This window comes from Klebsiella sp. KTE92 (genome assembly GCF_000398905.1).
GTDB classification, from domain to species: domain Bacteria; phylum Pseudomonadota; class Gammaproteobacteria; order Enterobacterales; family Enterobacteriaceae; genus Klebsiella; species Klebsiella variicola.
The window spans coordinates 2,495,888-2,509,913 of record NZ_KB976100.1 but is presented as its reverse complement, the minus strand read 5'-3'; the positions used below and the strand labels follow the sequence as shown (position 1 = coordinate 2,509,913).

Sequence of the window (14,026 nt, the reverse complement as noted above, 5' to 3'; positions counted from 1 at the left end):
ACATTTGGATCCGCTTCGTAAAATTTACTCTTTCTGAGAATGTCCTCAGAGGCTATCCGCATGCCTACGAACCAGAACAAAGGCAGGTACGTCGCTGAAAATAGAGACAGCACAATAATATTCCAATCAGACACTCGCGCACTTCCTTATTCATTGCTTCCCTGGATAAAAATCATTAGCGCGAATATATCATTTTAACGATATAACCCACGCTATAGACGGCTTTATTTCATCTGGCATAATACACTACGATGAGAAACATACCGAGCAATCTTATGCAAAGTCAAGATTAAAAAGGGACGCACGTTCGGGAGTGTTCAGGAACAAAGGCGAATTATTACGTATTATCAACGTCAGATGGTGCCTCTCTGCCACCGATGCGGCATTCGGTCAGCCGTAGCCGCGTACAATTCATTATTTATTCAAGGTTCAATGCGTAGAGTGATGCACTGAAATTTTTCAATAAAAAATCAACGTATAAACGGATTTTTGGTAACTGTTGACGGTTTGCAAAGGTCAATATATGCACTGGCTTAGCTAATGGTTGAAATTCAGACATCAGAGGCAGCAGTCGGCCATGTTGCAAATCTTCAGCCAACAGGATCTCGGGTTGCATAATAATTCCCAATCCATTCAATGCTGCCCTTCGCAATGCTTCCCCATTGTTACAGGTCATCGTGATGTTTACCGGAGCTCTGACAGGTTTGCCTTCCCTCTGAAGTGTCCATTCATTCGCTGCAATGGGATGGGCAAACCCAAGACATCGATGATGGCATAACTCTTCAGGTGTTATGGGTTCCCCTGCCCGTTTTATATAGGCCGGAGATGCACACATGACTGAGCGATATGGCGCTATCGGACGGGCAACAAGTGTATTAACATGCAGGAGCTCACCAATCTTAATCATGACATCTAAACCTTCATCTGCCATATCCATCGATTTATCGCTCAGCACCAGGTCTACTGCCATATCAGTCCATTCAATAAGAAACTGAGCAGTAACAGGCGAAAGCGCATGGACACCAAAGGAGACTGGGCAACCTACTCTCAGTTTTCCACGTGGCTTCTGGTGAAGAGCAAATGCCTGTGACTCGCTATCTTCAATATCAGCTAATATCCGGCGGCAACTCTGATAATAACCCTGACCAAAATCGGTCAGACTTTGCCGACGCGTTGTGCGATTAAGTAAGCGAACGCCGAGATGTTCCTCTAACGCTTTGATATGCAGCCCAACCATGGTTCCGCTGATTCGCATCTCTTCAGCAACAGCGCTAAAGCTGCCCCTGTCCACGACGCGGACAAACACCGCCATACTTTCCAGTTTATTCACTATTATCAAGCCTGGCTTGTTAAAGATAAAAACATAACGCTGTTTATCAAATTTCACCAGCGGGTTTTAATCTGTTTTCACTTAGTGCAGGAGGGTTAAAAATGATTACCAATACAGAGCTCCGTGAGCGAGGAATGAGATTGTTTAATGAGCTGTATGGAAATGGCGCAGGAGAAGAACTACGAAAAGACATGGCCGATTTGTGCCCTGATTTTACTGATATCTCGATCGAATGGGCTATGGGAGGCATCCTTGCACGCCCGGGGCTGGATGCTAAAACGCGGGAGCTGGTTGTCATTGCTTCCTGCGTCACTCTGGGTCATACGGTTCCACAATTGAGGGCACACGCTCAGGCAGCGCTAAATGCAGGGGCAACCAGAGAAGAAATCATCGAGGTTGTCCTGCAATTACTGTTTTATGCAGGAGGCGCCGCGGTGCGCAATGCACTCGTCAATATACGCGATATTATAAATGCTGAGTTAAACGTCGAAGCGAAAATGTCCTGAAGACAATCGCTGTTTGCCATTCTAGCCATCCCATTTGACAAGCGTGCTGGCTCGGGTCATTGCCTGGCGCGTTTTTTGGATTGTCTGCAGCACATTCCTAACCAGGCGTCACTGATTAAGGGAATGGGATGGCTAACTCGATTTCAGAGACGGTATCTCATCACTACATACTGTCAAGCGGGGAGGCAGAATCTGTCTTCGTCCAGTGCTAAAAATCCCACGCTATTAAAGGGATTTGTCTAAACGGTAGAATTTAAATCAACAACATACATGGCCATTTAATGATGCAAGTGATACTTGTTCGACACGCGGAAACAGAGTGGAATATAAAAGGAATAATTCAGGGACAGAGTGACAGTGCGTTAACCCCCCGCGGGGAGCGCCAAACATCAGCTTTACTTGCCGCGTTTGCAGCGAGTGATTACCGGGTAGACTACGTTTACACGTCTCCGCTTGGTCGTGCCTGGCAAATGGGACAGCGCCTGGCTGACCATTTTCGTTGCCCATTGATAGCTGAGCCGGCCCTCAAAGAACAGGCCTTTGGCCAGTTCGAAGGTATGTTAACGTCACAACTCATGCAACAACGTCCCCACGATGCGCATGCGTTATTCACACATGATGCCGAGTATTGCCCGCCAGAGGGAGAGTCATTAGCACAAGCAACCCGACGAGTAACAGGTTTCATACACAACCTACACGAAACCACAGAACATCAGCGCATCTGTATTGTCACGCACGGGCAAGTCAGCCAGGGCGTGCTGGCGGTGCTTAAAGAAGGGACTATTGATAATTTTTCGCGGTACGCTCACCCTAATGCAAGTTACTCGGTGTTCGATTTCCGGGATGGGAAATGCCTGGCAATCAGATGGGGAATTGCCACACACCTGCTTCAACTCGAACGCCAGAACGCTTAATTTCATATGCCCCTCTGCGGCAAACAAGTGATACCCTGGAAGGTATGAACCCGCTTCAGGAATGCTTATGAAACCAACCCTTAATCAGTTGATTAACTTTTGCACTGTTGCTGAAACCGGAAACATTGGCAAAGCCGCCAGTCAACTTAATATTTCGCAGCCTCCCTTAAGCCGGCAAATAGCCCAGTTGGAAACTATCCTCGGTGCAAAGCTATTTAACCGGGCCGCAAAAGGGGTCAGTTTAACCCTTGCCGGGGAGCAATTTCTGCTGGACTGTCGCGCGATGCTGGCAATGCTGGAGCAGGCCTGTAATAACGTACGGGCAATAGAATCAGGGCAGAAAGGGGTTCTGAAATTAGGCGCAACAATGTATGCCAGCTATAGCGTTGTGCCGCATGTTGCGATGCAGCACAGGAATACCTGTTCCGACGTGGAATTGCATTTTCAGGAGAGGGTCCCCTCTGATTTACACGCCGCATTACAGGATGGCAGATTGGACGCGGCAATCAGCTTCTCCGAGACGGCCACGCCGGGGATTCATTCACTGGTGCTCTTGCGTGAGCCGCTCATTGCCGCCCTTCCTGCCAACCACCCCCAGGTTCAACACGAGCATTTCAGGCTTGAATCACTCTGTGATGACCCGTTCATCACGGTTCCGCGCGAGAGCGCGCCGATGCTCTATGATTCCATCCTTCATCAGTGCCTCAAAGCTGGATTTAGTCCGCAAATAGGTCTGGAAGCCTCCGTGCAGCAGACTGTGATGAATTTTGTGGCCCATGGTGTTGGTGTCGCGCTTATTCCCGCCAGTATGGAGAATGCTCAATTACGCGGTGTGGTTTACCGGAAGCTGGAAAATCCGAATATGGTGGAGAATATGCTGATGTGGTCGGCAAAGAACACTAATCCGGCTTTACCGGGTTTTGTGAACCTGTGCCGCAGTATCAGGGATAAACTGGATGCGGCACAGTCCGGACGGATTAACGATTAACTTTTACTGATGATGATTTCGATCACGTTAGGCTTGCCACTCGCCAGTGCGGCCTCAACGGCCGGGCCGATATCGCCGGCACGGATAACTTTTCGGGTCTCCAGCCCCATCGATGCACCCAGTGCCTGATAATCCACTGCCGGATTAACCAAATCCATTGCGATGAAGCGATCTGTTTGGGCCGACGTATAATCCGCCTGTGAACGCATGAAGTTTTTCAATACGTTATATTCCGTGTTATTCATGACAATAAAGGTGACTGGCAGTTTTTCGTGTGCGGCCGTCCAGAGAGCCTGAGGGGAGTACATCGCCGCGCCGTCTCCCACAAAACACACCACAGGCGCTTTTCCCAAACCGAGTGAATAGCCCACCGCCGCGGGCATCCCCCATCCCAGGCCACCGCCGCGTAAAAAGGCATATTGATCCGCGCGGTGACTGTTGAGAGACTTGCGAAGCGAGCCGCTGGTGGCAATCGCCTCGTCAACAATGGCCACATCTGGTCCGATCGCCCTTGCTGCCTCAAACGCCGCCACCAGCGGCGTAATTACCGTAGCAGATTGTTGTTCCTGAACCTGCTCGAGCAGACTTTCTTTGCTCAATTTAAACTCATAAACCGCCTTTTCAAAACGGCGTTGATAATCACGGCGATGGTTTGCCGTGGCTTTCTCCAGTTCAGGTAGTAGCACCTTTAACGATGATTTAATATCGCCAACCACTGAGAGTTCACTACTGTAGGTGCGTCCCAGGTCGCCTGCATCAGCTGAAAACTGGAACACTTTACACTGGTCCGGCACTGCCTGACCTTCGGTATAAAGAATAGTGATAAGCGACTTACCGCCAAGGGCAAAAATAGCATCGTACTGGCTTAACGCTCGGTTAATTTCCGTCGCTTTCGTGGACAGATTGCCCCGCCAGAGAGGGTGTGCTGTTGGGTAGGGGATCCGGTTCGGCCATGTTGAACCGTACACGTCAGCGGCAAGCATCTCAGCAAGAGCAACAACCTCATTGGCCGCTTCACTTTGATAGATTTCGTCGCCGGCAATCAGTGCGACGCTACCCGGAGTAAATGCCGCCAGCTTACTCGCCAGCAAAGGTAACGAACCCGCAACTGCATTGCGGTCGATAGTAGAAGGCGCGCCGATGCCGATAGCACTCATCGCCTCCATCACATCCATCGGAAGCGACAGGAAAACGGAGCCTTTCGGTGCAGCGTCAGAATCGTGGAAGGCCCGACGAACTAATACCGGTAGCTGATCAACGTGGGTAACCTCCTGCGACCATTTCGCGAACGTTTTACCCATACCGACCAGATCACCCAACAATAATGGGTCGGTTGTCGTGTGGCGTGAATCCTGCTGCCCCGCCGTCACCACCAGAGGTGTCTGTGAGCATTTTGCATTCAACAGATTTCCCATGCCGTGGCCTAAACCACCGGCGGTATGCAGATTCAGAAAGCCTGGTTTTTTTGCTGCCTGCGCATAACCGTCCGCCATGGCGACTGCACTCGCTTCCTGCAGAGCTAACACGTAGTGAATTGACGGTTTTCTTAACAGTGCATCCATAAACGGCAGTTCGGTGGTACCCGGATTACCAAACACATATTCCACCCCTTCACTTTCCAGAACTTCTAACAATACATCACCGCCGCGGCGTGCATTGGCATTCTGGACTTTAGTTATTGCATTACTCATAGACTGATCACCTCTGTCTGCGTATTCCTTCGCCCTGTCTGGCGGGTGATTCAATCTTAATAACAGGCATAACACCCTTTCCAATACTATATTGATGCCCAGCCATACCCTTTTAGGTATGGGAAGTCATGCGCTGTCCGCCAGGAGATGTAACGTGTTCTGCGTCGAAGCGCTGGCTCCACGCTCCGTTTGCACAGGACCTGTTTTTATAAATGGCGGGCAATATTTAGTGGGATGGATACAGCGATGATGAGACGTATGAAAGAACTGAAAAACAAAAATAAGCACCTTAAAAAGGTACGATGAAGACTGGCTGAAGCCTGAAATTATTTACCAATGGATTATATTTACCTTATAAAAAATTGGAGGACGCTATTACTATCTATGCTGAAAATATCACTTTGTTTCACTTTTGCGTCATCCAGACATCATGATACTGCCCAGGCAACCCGCCTGGGCTGAAAGCATATGTTTCTTCTGTCAAGAAAAAGGGTTCTGAATGATCTCACCTTTTATCATGCAATTAATAATATGCTGAATCACAAGACTGGGCTTGGTCGCATCATCCGCTAATGACTCAAAATAACTATGACCAATGAGGCTATCAGCAGGTTGATTGACACTCCCGCAATTAATTACCGTCACATTATTAGGAATACGTGTCATATAGGCAGGCCCTAAACTCCCTAATCGTGGTAATGCGTTAAAATTGACTATTTTGCTTGCTTTAAGAGCAAGATCATCTCTCGCATGATAGAGAATTACATCACGAGTGACCTCGCAAATTACTTCGGCTGGTTCATTAGTTTCCAGTGCGTTACTTTCCAGATCGGGTGCAACCATGAAACTAAAATCAAATAAACGCCTCCGTTCTACTGAAGACTGATACCAGTTATTCAGCGTCGCGCATAGCACCCGATTCCCCATCGAATGCGCCAGCAGATTTATACTTTTACAGGCTGTTTTACGCCCTCTTCCCCAGTCAACAATCCTTTGAATAACACGTGAAAATGAACTTCCGCTATCGTTTGCTGCATCACGATCATCATAATAACGTTGGATGATTCCTTTCTCGCCACAACAGGGCCAGATTAAAGGGATAACCATGATTTTAAAGGGGGCAAGGGTATCACAGAGATTTTGCACTAACTGAGCGGCCGTGAAGACGTCCTCGGGCAAGTTCCTGAATCCATGCAGATAGAACAAAATTGATTTAACTTGTGATGTCTCTATTGCCTGCAGAAAATTATCGCTTCCCAACTCGATGTCCTTGTTGTTTAATCTATCCCGCTGGCAATAATATACCGAGGCTGAAGGCGTATTATCTAACAGATCAAATATAAAATCGCGTCCTGGGGTTGTAACAAATGATCCTTGCGGAGAACGATTGGTTATAAATAACATACACACCTCCAGAAACCAGTTAGTTTATCTCATCCCCATAAGGATGTATGACCCTGGTTGTTAATTGTTTGGCAAATTCAACATGCCAGTTTGCCCATAAACGGTTCTTATCGTCTGGTTCAATAGCCAGCCAGTTTCTTTCACCGATTAAGTAACCACCATCTGATGCGATGGGTAACATAGTTGCCGTTATACCTGAGTCGATAATGTCGACTTTATCAGCATTACATTCCAGCATATAACGAGCGATAGCCGGCGGGGCAGGATGAACAACACCGGTAGAGATCAGTTGGTTTACTCTCGTAGCAAAACCTGAATTAGGATAGCGTGAGGATTCAATGACGGCACTTGCAGCAACATGCACGTCTCCAGAAAGGATGGTGACACGACTTTTGTGAACCCGGGAAAAATCAAGTAAATTGTGCACCAGGCGAATCCTTTCCCCCCGGTGAGCTTCATCCCGCCAGTGATCACGTAAATCATCTTCCAGTTCATTTCGTCCAGGTAGAACTTTGAGTAATTTGGCAAGATTGTTCAGATTAAGATAGGCCACAGGAATACTGGATTGCAGCAACACATGACCATTTTCGGGAAGAGCATTAAGATACTGATAAAATAATGTCCAGTTGTACTCCGACATAATTTGCATCGGTTCCGGCTGTCGCTCTTTGCGCAAATCTGCCACCAGAATAGATATTTTTCCAATGGAAGAAAAACCAAGATTGTAGTTTGTACATCCAGGTATCGCTGATGGGTGTTTCTCATCACTCGTCGCAGCTAACTGTAGTTGGAACACGCGGAAATATTGCTCTGCCAAGGCAAATATCCCCTGATAAATGTAACTATTATGTAATTTTGTTGGATAGGACCCCCAACCATCAAAAATATCATGGTCGTCCCACATCATAATGCTTGGGATTGCCGACATGGCATTTGTTATTTCGGATGAACTCCAGGCGTTAAAATAAATATTACATAAAAATAAATCTAGTTCTTCTTTCATCATTTTCGTGAAGGGCTTATGCCAGCGATCAAGAGCAAAGCTGACATTCCACTCAAAAATTGACTTAACTTGCTGCCATAACCCATCAGTATATACCTGATCGCCACCCATAATAAGAATATGATAGGGTCTTGATTGATGTGTGGTGTAAAGATCATTCCAACGATCTGTGATATAACCAACATCTTTCATCTTTTTAGCATCTGAAAAGCCATTACATGATACATAAGCAATAGCCGGGCTTTGCCCTACCGCGGGTAGCCCAAACTGCCATTTATTATTTTCGATTTTATAGTTAATTGTTTGCGGCACATCTAATAATGGGATATTAAAATCCAGCCTTATTACATCCCAAATAGGATTGCAAAATGGCACACTAGCTATTTTCACAACCTGCTCAACCACACCATGACTCAGTGAGCAATCAATTTCGTTGTAATCTTTGGGCACAACAATAAGTGCAGAAACATGAAAATAATTAACATTCACTTTTCTGAGACTCAATACTGGACCGAGAATGATATTCATAATTCCCCCACTCGTGGTTAGATAGAAAAATCGACCCTTAACACTTCCCCCGAAGTTATTTTTATCGCTTGTGAAACAAGCAAATTTAAACCATCAAAAACCTCAAGCAAATAAATACCCGGTGAAATATCAATTACGCCCCAGCAACCTGCAATAAAATCCTTCTCATTGATGGTGTTTATTCCTTTTTTTATAGAAACTTTAATTAGTTTTGTTGATGATGAATTAGTAACGCAAATATTAACAGCACCTGACAATAGCATCCCATCCAATTTTTCTTGCTGGTTATTTCCATTTTGTACTGGTGTACTTTTACTGCTCTCTTTCTGGTTTGCTTTAAGCATTGCTCCTAGCTGGTTCAAACTATCACCAAACTGCATTGACCATTCATCCGTTTCACGCTTCTGAAAATCATCTACTGATTGAATAAATTCCTTTACCAGTTGAAGAGCATTTTTGTAACATGTGTTAAAATCATGTTCATTCAAACAATTGTTAGATATCCATTTTGATGTGAAATCGCTATGGCTCATTTCAATGTCGTGCACTGTCTTAATATATCTAACCCAACCACTCGTCCAACCGAACACCTTGTCAATTAAAAGGAAAACTATGGATAGTGCGAATAAACCAAAGGCTAGCTGGCTAAAAAAGAACTGTTTTTCTGCATCTCCCTGATAATAATTAACCACTACCGTTTGTATAAATGTGGCTAATATCACCAGAATGAACACTATAATTAGCAATGAAAATGCCGCTCTTCTTTTCCTGGTAATACCTCGCCAATACCATAGGCAAAGTCCTTCTTTGTATCCATTTGCATAACGATATAATTCTTCAACCTTTTGTGCTGGTGTCAGTGCGTTGATATTTGCCAGCGGATAGATATTTTTAACACAGGCAGCATATGACATATTCTTTTTCCTTACAGAAAAGAAAAGGATCACAGCACAACCTACAAAAATGTGAACCTGTAGAATGAGACGGTGTAAAAAATAATAAGCAGGACGTTCTGTCAACGCAAAATAATAGGCAGCAATTGCCCCGAAGCACCTCATAGTTAAGTGCACACTGCGACAGCTTTAAATAATCACTCCCAGTTACAATAAAGAGTGTTAATTCTCTCCCGGAGAATATCAAGTTCTCTGGAAATTAAAATTTTAATTCTACGTTTATTGCTGGACGTGGTTGAAAATGATGAATAATTACTTCAGGCAGCATTAAAAAGACCTGATAATTGTGGTCGGGAGATTCTGGGTAGACACTTTTCAGTCCTCCCCCCTTAAATCGCCGCCATAGCGTTGCCGGTCGTTACAGCGAGTAGCCAGGTACCCTGAATGAAAAGTCGAAAAAAAACCGGGCATCGCGCCCGGTTATCGTATCAGCCCGAAATGGCCCTACGCATTCAACCCACGATTTTCCAGCATCGGCTCAATCTGTGGATCGTGCCCGCGCCACTGGCGATAAAGTTCAGCTAAATCAGTGCTATTGCCACGCGACAGAATCGCTTCCCGGAAGCGCTGACCGTTCTCACGGGTCAAACCGCCCTGCTCCACGAACCACTGATAGCCGTCGTCGGCCAGCATCTGGGTCCACAGATAGGCGTAATAGCCTGCCGCATAGCCGCCGCCAAAGATATGGGAGAAATAGCTGCTGCGATAGCGCGGCGGAACGGCCGCCAGATCCAGGTGTTCTTCCTGCATTATCTTCCGCTCAAACCCATCCACGTCCTCCGGTATTGCCGAGGTCGACAGGCTATGCCAGCGCATATCGAGCAACGCAGCAGCCAACAGCTCGCTCATGTCGTACCCTTTATTGAAGGTTGCCGCACGCAACATATTGTCGCGTAGCGCCTCCGGCATCGGCTCCCCGGACTGGTAGTGCTTCGCGTAGTGGGCAAACACCTGCGGCTGGCTGGCCCAGTGTTCGAAGATCTGCGAAGGAAATTCGACAAAATCGCGCGGGGTATTGGTTCCGGAGAGACTGGCGTAACGCTGGCTGGCGAACAGCCCATGCAGGGTATGGCCAAACTCATGGAACAGAGTGATCACCTCATCCCACGACAACAGCGCGCTCTGCCCTGCCTGCGGCCGGGCGTAGTTGCAGACATTGTAGATAACCGGTCGCTGCTCCCGCAGGGTAGACTGTTCGACAAACACATCCATCCAGGCGCCGCCGCTTTTTGAGTCGCGTGCGTAGTAGTCACCGTAAAACAGCGCCATCCCTTCGCCGTTGTGATCGAAGATCTCCCAGACCCGAACATCCGGGTGATAGACGGGGATATCGAAGCGCTCGACAAAGCGGAGGCCAAAGAGCTGCGTGGCCGTCCAGAAGACGCCATCCTGCAGCACGCGCTCGAGAGCAAAATAGGGTTTAAGCTGCGCATCATCAATGGCAAAGGCAGCTCGCCGCACCTGTTCGCTGTAATAGAGCCAGTCCCATGCTGCGGCGTGAAACGTCCCGCCCTCGTTGTCAATCACCTGCTGGATGTCAGCCAGCTCTCGTTCCGCCCGCGCCCGCGCTGCCGGCGCGATCCGGCGCATAAAAGTTAATGCCTCCGCCGGAGAGGCTGCCATTTGATCGGTCAGCGCCCAGCTGGCGTAATCGGCCGCGCCCAGCAGTTCCCCCTGCTGCGCGCGGATCGCCGCCAGTCGCAGCACCAGGCGACGTGTATCATGCTCATCGCCCTGCTGATTGCGCGTCCAGCCGGCGGCAAAGAGATTCTCCCGTGTCTGTCGGTCGCGCAAAGAGAGCAGCGGCGGCTGCTGGGTGGTATTGGTCAGCGTCAGCAGCCAGCGGTCACTGAGCCCTTTTTCCCGCGCCGCGTCGGCGGCCGCCGCTATCTCCTCATCCGCCAGGCCATCCAGTTGATGTCGGTAATCAACCACCAGTCCACCGTTTTTGGCCGCCCCCAGCAACCGCTGCTGGAACTGACTTTGCAGGGTCGCCGCTTCGGTGTTCAGCGTGCGTAGCACCGCCTTCTGCGCCGGCGCCAGCGTCGCCCCGGCATGGACAAAACGTTGCCAGTTAAGGGTCAGGAGACGATGAGATTCGCTGTCTAACGTCAGCGCGTCACGCTGCTCATAGACGCTGTTCACTCGCTGAAATAAGGCCTCGTTAAGCCAGATGTCATTCCCCAGCTCGGCGAGCTCAGCAGAAAATTCTTCATCCAGAGACTGGATGAACGGGTTGGTGTGGGCGCCAGCCATGGCGAAAAAGACCCGCGTCACTCGAGCCAGCAGCTGTCCGCTCTGTTCAAGGGCCTCAAGCGTGTTGGCAAAATTCGCCGGCTCCGGGTTGTCGATTATCGCGCGGATCTCCGCGCGCTGCTGCCGGACACCCTCATCAAACGCCGGGCGATAGTGGCAGTCCTGGATGAGATCAAACGGGGGTGCCTGGTAAGGCAGCAAACTGACGCTAAAAAAGGGATTTTGTTCAGACATCTTTCTCTCCTGCACAGGCTAATCCTGTAAGATTAGGCTTCTCCTTAAGGGGTCGCAATGATTTCCGTTACCGGTCGCCGTCTGTGCGTGCTATGGTATGAAAACACAAAAAGCGTTGAGGAACAGTAAGATGATTATCATGGTTACCGGTGCCACCGCCGGTTTTGGTGAAAGTATTACTCGCCGTTTCGTCGCTAACGGCCATAAAGTGATTGCCACCGGACGTCGTGAAGAGCGCCTGAAGACGCTGAAAGACGACCTCGGTGACAACCTTTATATCGCCCAGCTTGACGTCCGCAACCGCGCCGCCATTGAGACGCTGATTGCCGATCTGCCCGCCGAGTGGCAGGCGATTGACGTCCTGGTGAATAACGCCGGTCTGGCGCTGGGTCTGGAGCCGGCGCACCGCGCCAGCGTTGAAGACTGGGAAGATATGATCGACACCAATAATAAAGGGCTGGTGTACATGACCCGCGCGGTCCTGCCGGGTATGGTGGAGCGCAATCGCGGGCATATCATTAACATCGGCTCCACGGCAGGTAGCTGGCCTTATGCCGGGGGCAACGTCTATGGGGCGACCAAAGCCTTCGTCCGTCAGTTCAGTCTGAATCTACGCACCGACCTGCACGGCACCGCCGTGCGCGTCACCGACATCGAGCCGGGTCTGGTGGGTGGCACCGAGTTTTCCAACGTCCGCTTTAAAGGTGATGACGCCAAGGCCGGGAAAACTTATGAGAACACCGAAGCCCTGACGCCGGAAGATGTGACCGAGGCGGTCTGGTGGGTGGCCACCCTGCCGAAGCACGTCAACATCAACACCCTGGAGATGATGCCGGTGAGCCAGAGTTTTGCCGGACTCAGCGTTCACCGCCAGGGCTAACCGTCAGCCACCCGGCCTGCGGGCCGGGTATGGGCGGAACCGCAAAAAACGCGTAAAATAGTGCGCATAATCCCTTAAAAAGTAATCATCAATGGCCGCAGAATCGCAACTGAACCCGACGCAACCTGTCAATCAGCAAATTTATCGCATCCTCCGCCGGGATATCGTTCACTGCCTGATCCCGCCTGGCACACCGCTGTCCGAGAAAGAAGTCTCCGTGCGTTTCGATGTGTCGCGTCAGCCGGTGCGCGAGGCCTTCATCAAGCTGGCGGAAAATGGGCTTATCCAGATACGTCCCCAGCGCGGCAGCTACGTCAATAAAATTTCCTTGTCGCAGGTGCGCAATGGTTGCTTTGTCCGCCAGGCGATTGAGTGCGCGGTGGTCCGCCGCGCCGCCGGCATGATTAACGATGAGCAGGTTTATCAGCTGGAGCAGAATCTCCATCAGCAGCGTATTGCCGTCGACAGACAACAATCAAACGACTTTTTCCTGCTTGATGATGAGTTTCACCAGAAGCTGTCGATCATTGCCGATTGTCAGTTGGCGTGGGATACGGTGGAAAATATTAAAGCCGCCATCGACCGCGTGCGCTACATGAGCCTGGACCATATCACCTCACCGGAGATGCTCCTGCGTCAGCACCATGAGATTTTCACCGCGCTGGAAAAACGCGACGCGGAGGCAGTAGAGCAGGCAATGAATGTCCATCTGCATGAAATCAGCGAGTCCGTGTTACTGATCCGCCAGGAGAACCGCGACTGGTTTAGCGAAGATTAATGGTCAGACGGCTGCCCAGCGTGGCTGACGCAGCCGTCGTCATGAGGGGATTAACGGACGACCAGCACCGGCGTTTTGGCGTAGCGCAGAATCGACTCGGCGTTGGAGCCCAGCAGATGGGTGGAGATGCCCGGTTTGCGGGATCCAACCACTATCACATCGAACTCTTCGTTATTACTGATAGCCAGAATTTCGTCGCGCACGTTACCAAAGACCACCCGGGTATGGATCCGCGACATCGGAATGTCGAACAGTCGCGCCACCTCGCGCATCTTTTTCTCCGACTCTTCTTTCATATAGGCTTCAAATTTACGAATATCCGCCGTAAAGCCTCGTAAGAGTGAACGACTGCTGTTCGGCAGAACGTTGAGCAATGTGATCTCACCGTTTTCTGCAGTGGCGAGGAATTCCGCGTGACGCACAGCTTTATCGCTTAAATCCATTTCAAAGACATCAACAGGCAATAAAATTTTTTTATACATGGCCCGTACTCCTTTTCCAGAGAAAGTTCTTTTTCAATGACTTAACTATGCCATTATGGCAGTAAATTACCAGCCATTA

12 protein-coding genes are annotated in these 14,026 nt (G+C 49.3%); 5 read left to right on the top strand and 7 right to left on the bottom strand.

Translation table 11 applies throughout. The features are described from left to right. Positions 1–418 precede the first annotated feature (418 nt). On the bottom strand, positions 419–1,330 hold the full coding sequence (locus A1WC_RS13610) for a LysR family transcriptional regulator (RefSeq protein WP_016160975.1): 912 nt from the start codon (positions 1,328–1,330) through the stop codon (positions 419–421). A gap of 101 nt (positions 1,331–1,431) precedes the next feature. Here A1WC_RS13610 and A1WC_RS13615 point away from each other — a divergent pair, with 101 nt between their 5' ends. The 3 genes from A1WC_RS13615 (at position 1,432) to A1WC_RS13620 (ending at position 3,738) form a co-directional block, all read left to right on the top strand. Continuing rightward, complete coding sequence (locus A1WC_RS13615; RefSeq protein ID WP_008805000.1) at positions 1,432–1,836, top strand: carboxymuconolactone decarboxylase family protein; 405 nt, start codon at positions 1,432–1,434, stop codon at positions 1,834–1,836. A 281-nt stretch (positions 1,837–2,117) separates the two neighbouring features. After that, positions 2,118–2,750: a histidine phosphatase family protein gene (locus A1WC_RS0125130; RefSeq protein ID WP_032691182.1), complete on the top strand. Its 633-nt coding sequence runs from the start codon at positions 2,118–2,120 to the stop codon at positions 2,748–2,750. Positions 2,751–2,817: 67 nt separating this feature from the next. Continuing rightward, positions 2,818–3,738 carry a LysR family transcriptional regulator gene (locus A1WC_RS13620; RefSeq protein ID WP_016160973.1) on the top strand — a complete coding sequence of 307 codons (921 nt, stop codon included), beginning with the start codon at positions 2,818–2,820 and terminating at the stop codon, positions 3,736–3,738. Here A1WC_RS13620 and A1WC_RS13625 read toward each other — a convergent pair. The 5 genes from A1WC_RS13625 to dcp all read right to left on the bottom strand — a co-directional run bounded on the left by A1WC_RS13625 (position 3,735) and on the right by dcp (position 11,807). Further along, positions 3,735–5,429 carry a thiamine pyrophosphate-binding protein gene (locus A1WC_RS13625; RefSeq protein WP_016160972.1) on the bottom strand — a complete coding sequence of 565 codons (1,695 nt, stop codon included), beginning with the start codon at positions 5,427–5,429 and terminating at the stop codon, positions 3,735–3,737. The two genes, A1WC_RS13620 and A1WC_RS13625, sit on opposite strands and share 4 nt — an antisense overlap. 480 nt (positions 5,430–5,909) lie before the next feature. Continuing rightward, positions 5,910–6,833 carry an alpha/beta hydrolase gene (locus A1WC_RS13630; protein WP_012968299.1) on the bottom strand — a complete coding sequence of 308 codons (924 nt, stop codon included), beginning with the start codon at positions 6,831–6,833 and terminating at the stop codon, positions 5,910–5,912. A gap of 19 nt (positions 6,834–6,852) precedes the next feature. Then, the gene (locus A1WC_RS13635; protein WP_016160971.1) at positions 6,853–8,364 is read right to left on the bottom strand and encodes an alkaline phosphatase D family protein; all 1,512 of its coding nucleotides are present in this window, start codon (positions 8,362–8,364) and stop codon (positions 6,853–6,855) included. A gap of 17 nt (positions 8,365–8,381) precedes the next feature. Next, complete coding sequence (locus A1WC_RS13640) at positions 8,382–9,278, bottom strand: SLATT domain-containing protein (protein ID WP_016160970.1); 897 nt, start codon at positions 9,276–9,278, stop codon at positions 8,382–8,384. A gap of 483 nt (positions 9,279–9,761) precedes the next feature. Beyond that, the gene (dcp, locus tag A1WC_RS13645; RefSeq protein WP_016160969.1) at positions 9,762–11,807 is read right to left on the bottom strand and encodes a peptidyl-dipeptidase Dcp; all 2,046 of its coding nucleotides are present in this window, start codon (positions 11,805–11,807) and stop codon (positions 9,762–9,764) included. A gap of 130 nt (positions 11,808–11,937) precedes the next feature. On the opposite strand from dcp, the gene ydfG reads away from it, so the two are divergent. Both ydfG and A1WC_RS13655 read left to right on the top strand, forming a co-directional pair. After that, a complete protein-coding gene (gene ydfG, locus A1WC_RS13650) occupies positions 11,938–12,687 on the top strand; it encodes a bifunctional NADP-dependent 3-hydroxy acid dehydrogenase/3-hydroxypropionate dehydrogenase YdfG (RefSeq protein ID WP_008805005.1) in 750 nt (249 codons plus the stop codon). A 91-nt stretch (positions 12,688–12,778) separates the two neighbouring features. Then, the gene (locus A1WC_RS13655; protein ID WP_008805006.1) at positions 12,779–13,465 is read left to right on the top strand and encodes a GntR family transcriptional regulator; all 687 of its coding nucleotides are present in this window, start codon (positions 12,779–12,781) and stop codon (positions 13,463–13,465) included. A 50-nt stretch (positions 13,466–13,515) separates the two neighbouring features. Here the strand turns inward: A1WC_RS13655 and A1WC_RS13660 are convergent, their stop codons facing one another. Then, a complete protein-coding gene (locus A1WC_RS13660) occupies positions 13,516–13,947 on the bottom strand; it encodes a universal stress protein (protein WP_008805007.1) in 432 nt (143 codons plus the stop codon). Positions 13,948–14,026 lie beyond the last annotated feature (79 nt).

Bases quoted from the DNA above. Each gene is read 5' to 3' on its own strand.
- A1WC_RS13635 (WP_016160971.1), bottom strand. From the start codon at position 8,364: ATGAATATCATTCTCGGTCCAGTATTGAGTCTCAGAAAAGTGAATGTT.
- A1WC_RS13625 (WP_016160972.1), bottom strand. From the start codon at position 5,429: ATGAGTAATGCAATAACTAAAGTCCAGAATGCCAATGCACGCCGCGGC.
- A1WC_RS13655 (WP_008805006.1), top strand. From the start codon at position 12,779: ATGGCCGCAGAATCGCAACTGAACCCGACGCAACCTGTCAATCAGCAA.
- ydfG (WP_008805005.1), top strand. From the start codon at position 11,938: ATGATTATCATGGTTACCGGTGCCACCGCCGGTTTTGGTGAAAGTATT.
- A1WC_RS13630 (WP_012968299.1), bottom strand. From the start codon at position 6,833: ATGTTATTTATAACCAATCGTTCTCCGCAAGGATCATTTGTTACAACC.
- A1WC_RS13640 (WP_016160970.1), bottom strand. From the start codon at position 9,278: ATGTCATATGCTGCCTGTGTTAAAAATATCTATCCGCTGGCAAATATC.
- A1WC_RS13615 (WP_008805000.1), top strand. From the start codon at position 1,432: ATGATTACCAATACAGAGCTCCGTGAGCGAGGAATGAGATTGTTTAAT.
- A1WC_RS13620 (WP_016160973.1), top strand. From the start codon at position 2,818: ATGAAACCAACCCTTAATCAGTTGATTAACTTTTGCACTGTTGCTGAA.
- A1WC_RS13660 (WP_008805007.1), bottom strand. From the start codon at position 13,947: ATGTATAAAAAAATTTTATTGCCTGTTGATGTCTTTGAAATGGATTTA.
- A1WC_RS0125130 (WP_032691182.1), top strand. From the start codon at position 2,118: ATGATGCAAGTGATACTTGTTCGACACGCGGAAACAGAGTGGAATATA.
- dcp (WP_016160969.1), bottom strand. From the start codon at position 11,807: ATGTCTGAACAAAATCCCTTTTTTAGCGTCAGTTTGCTGCCTTACCAG.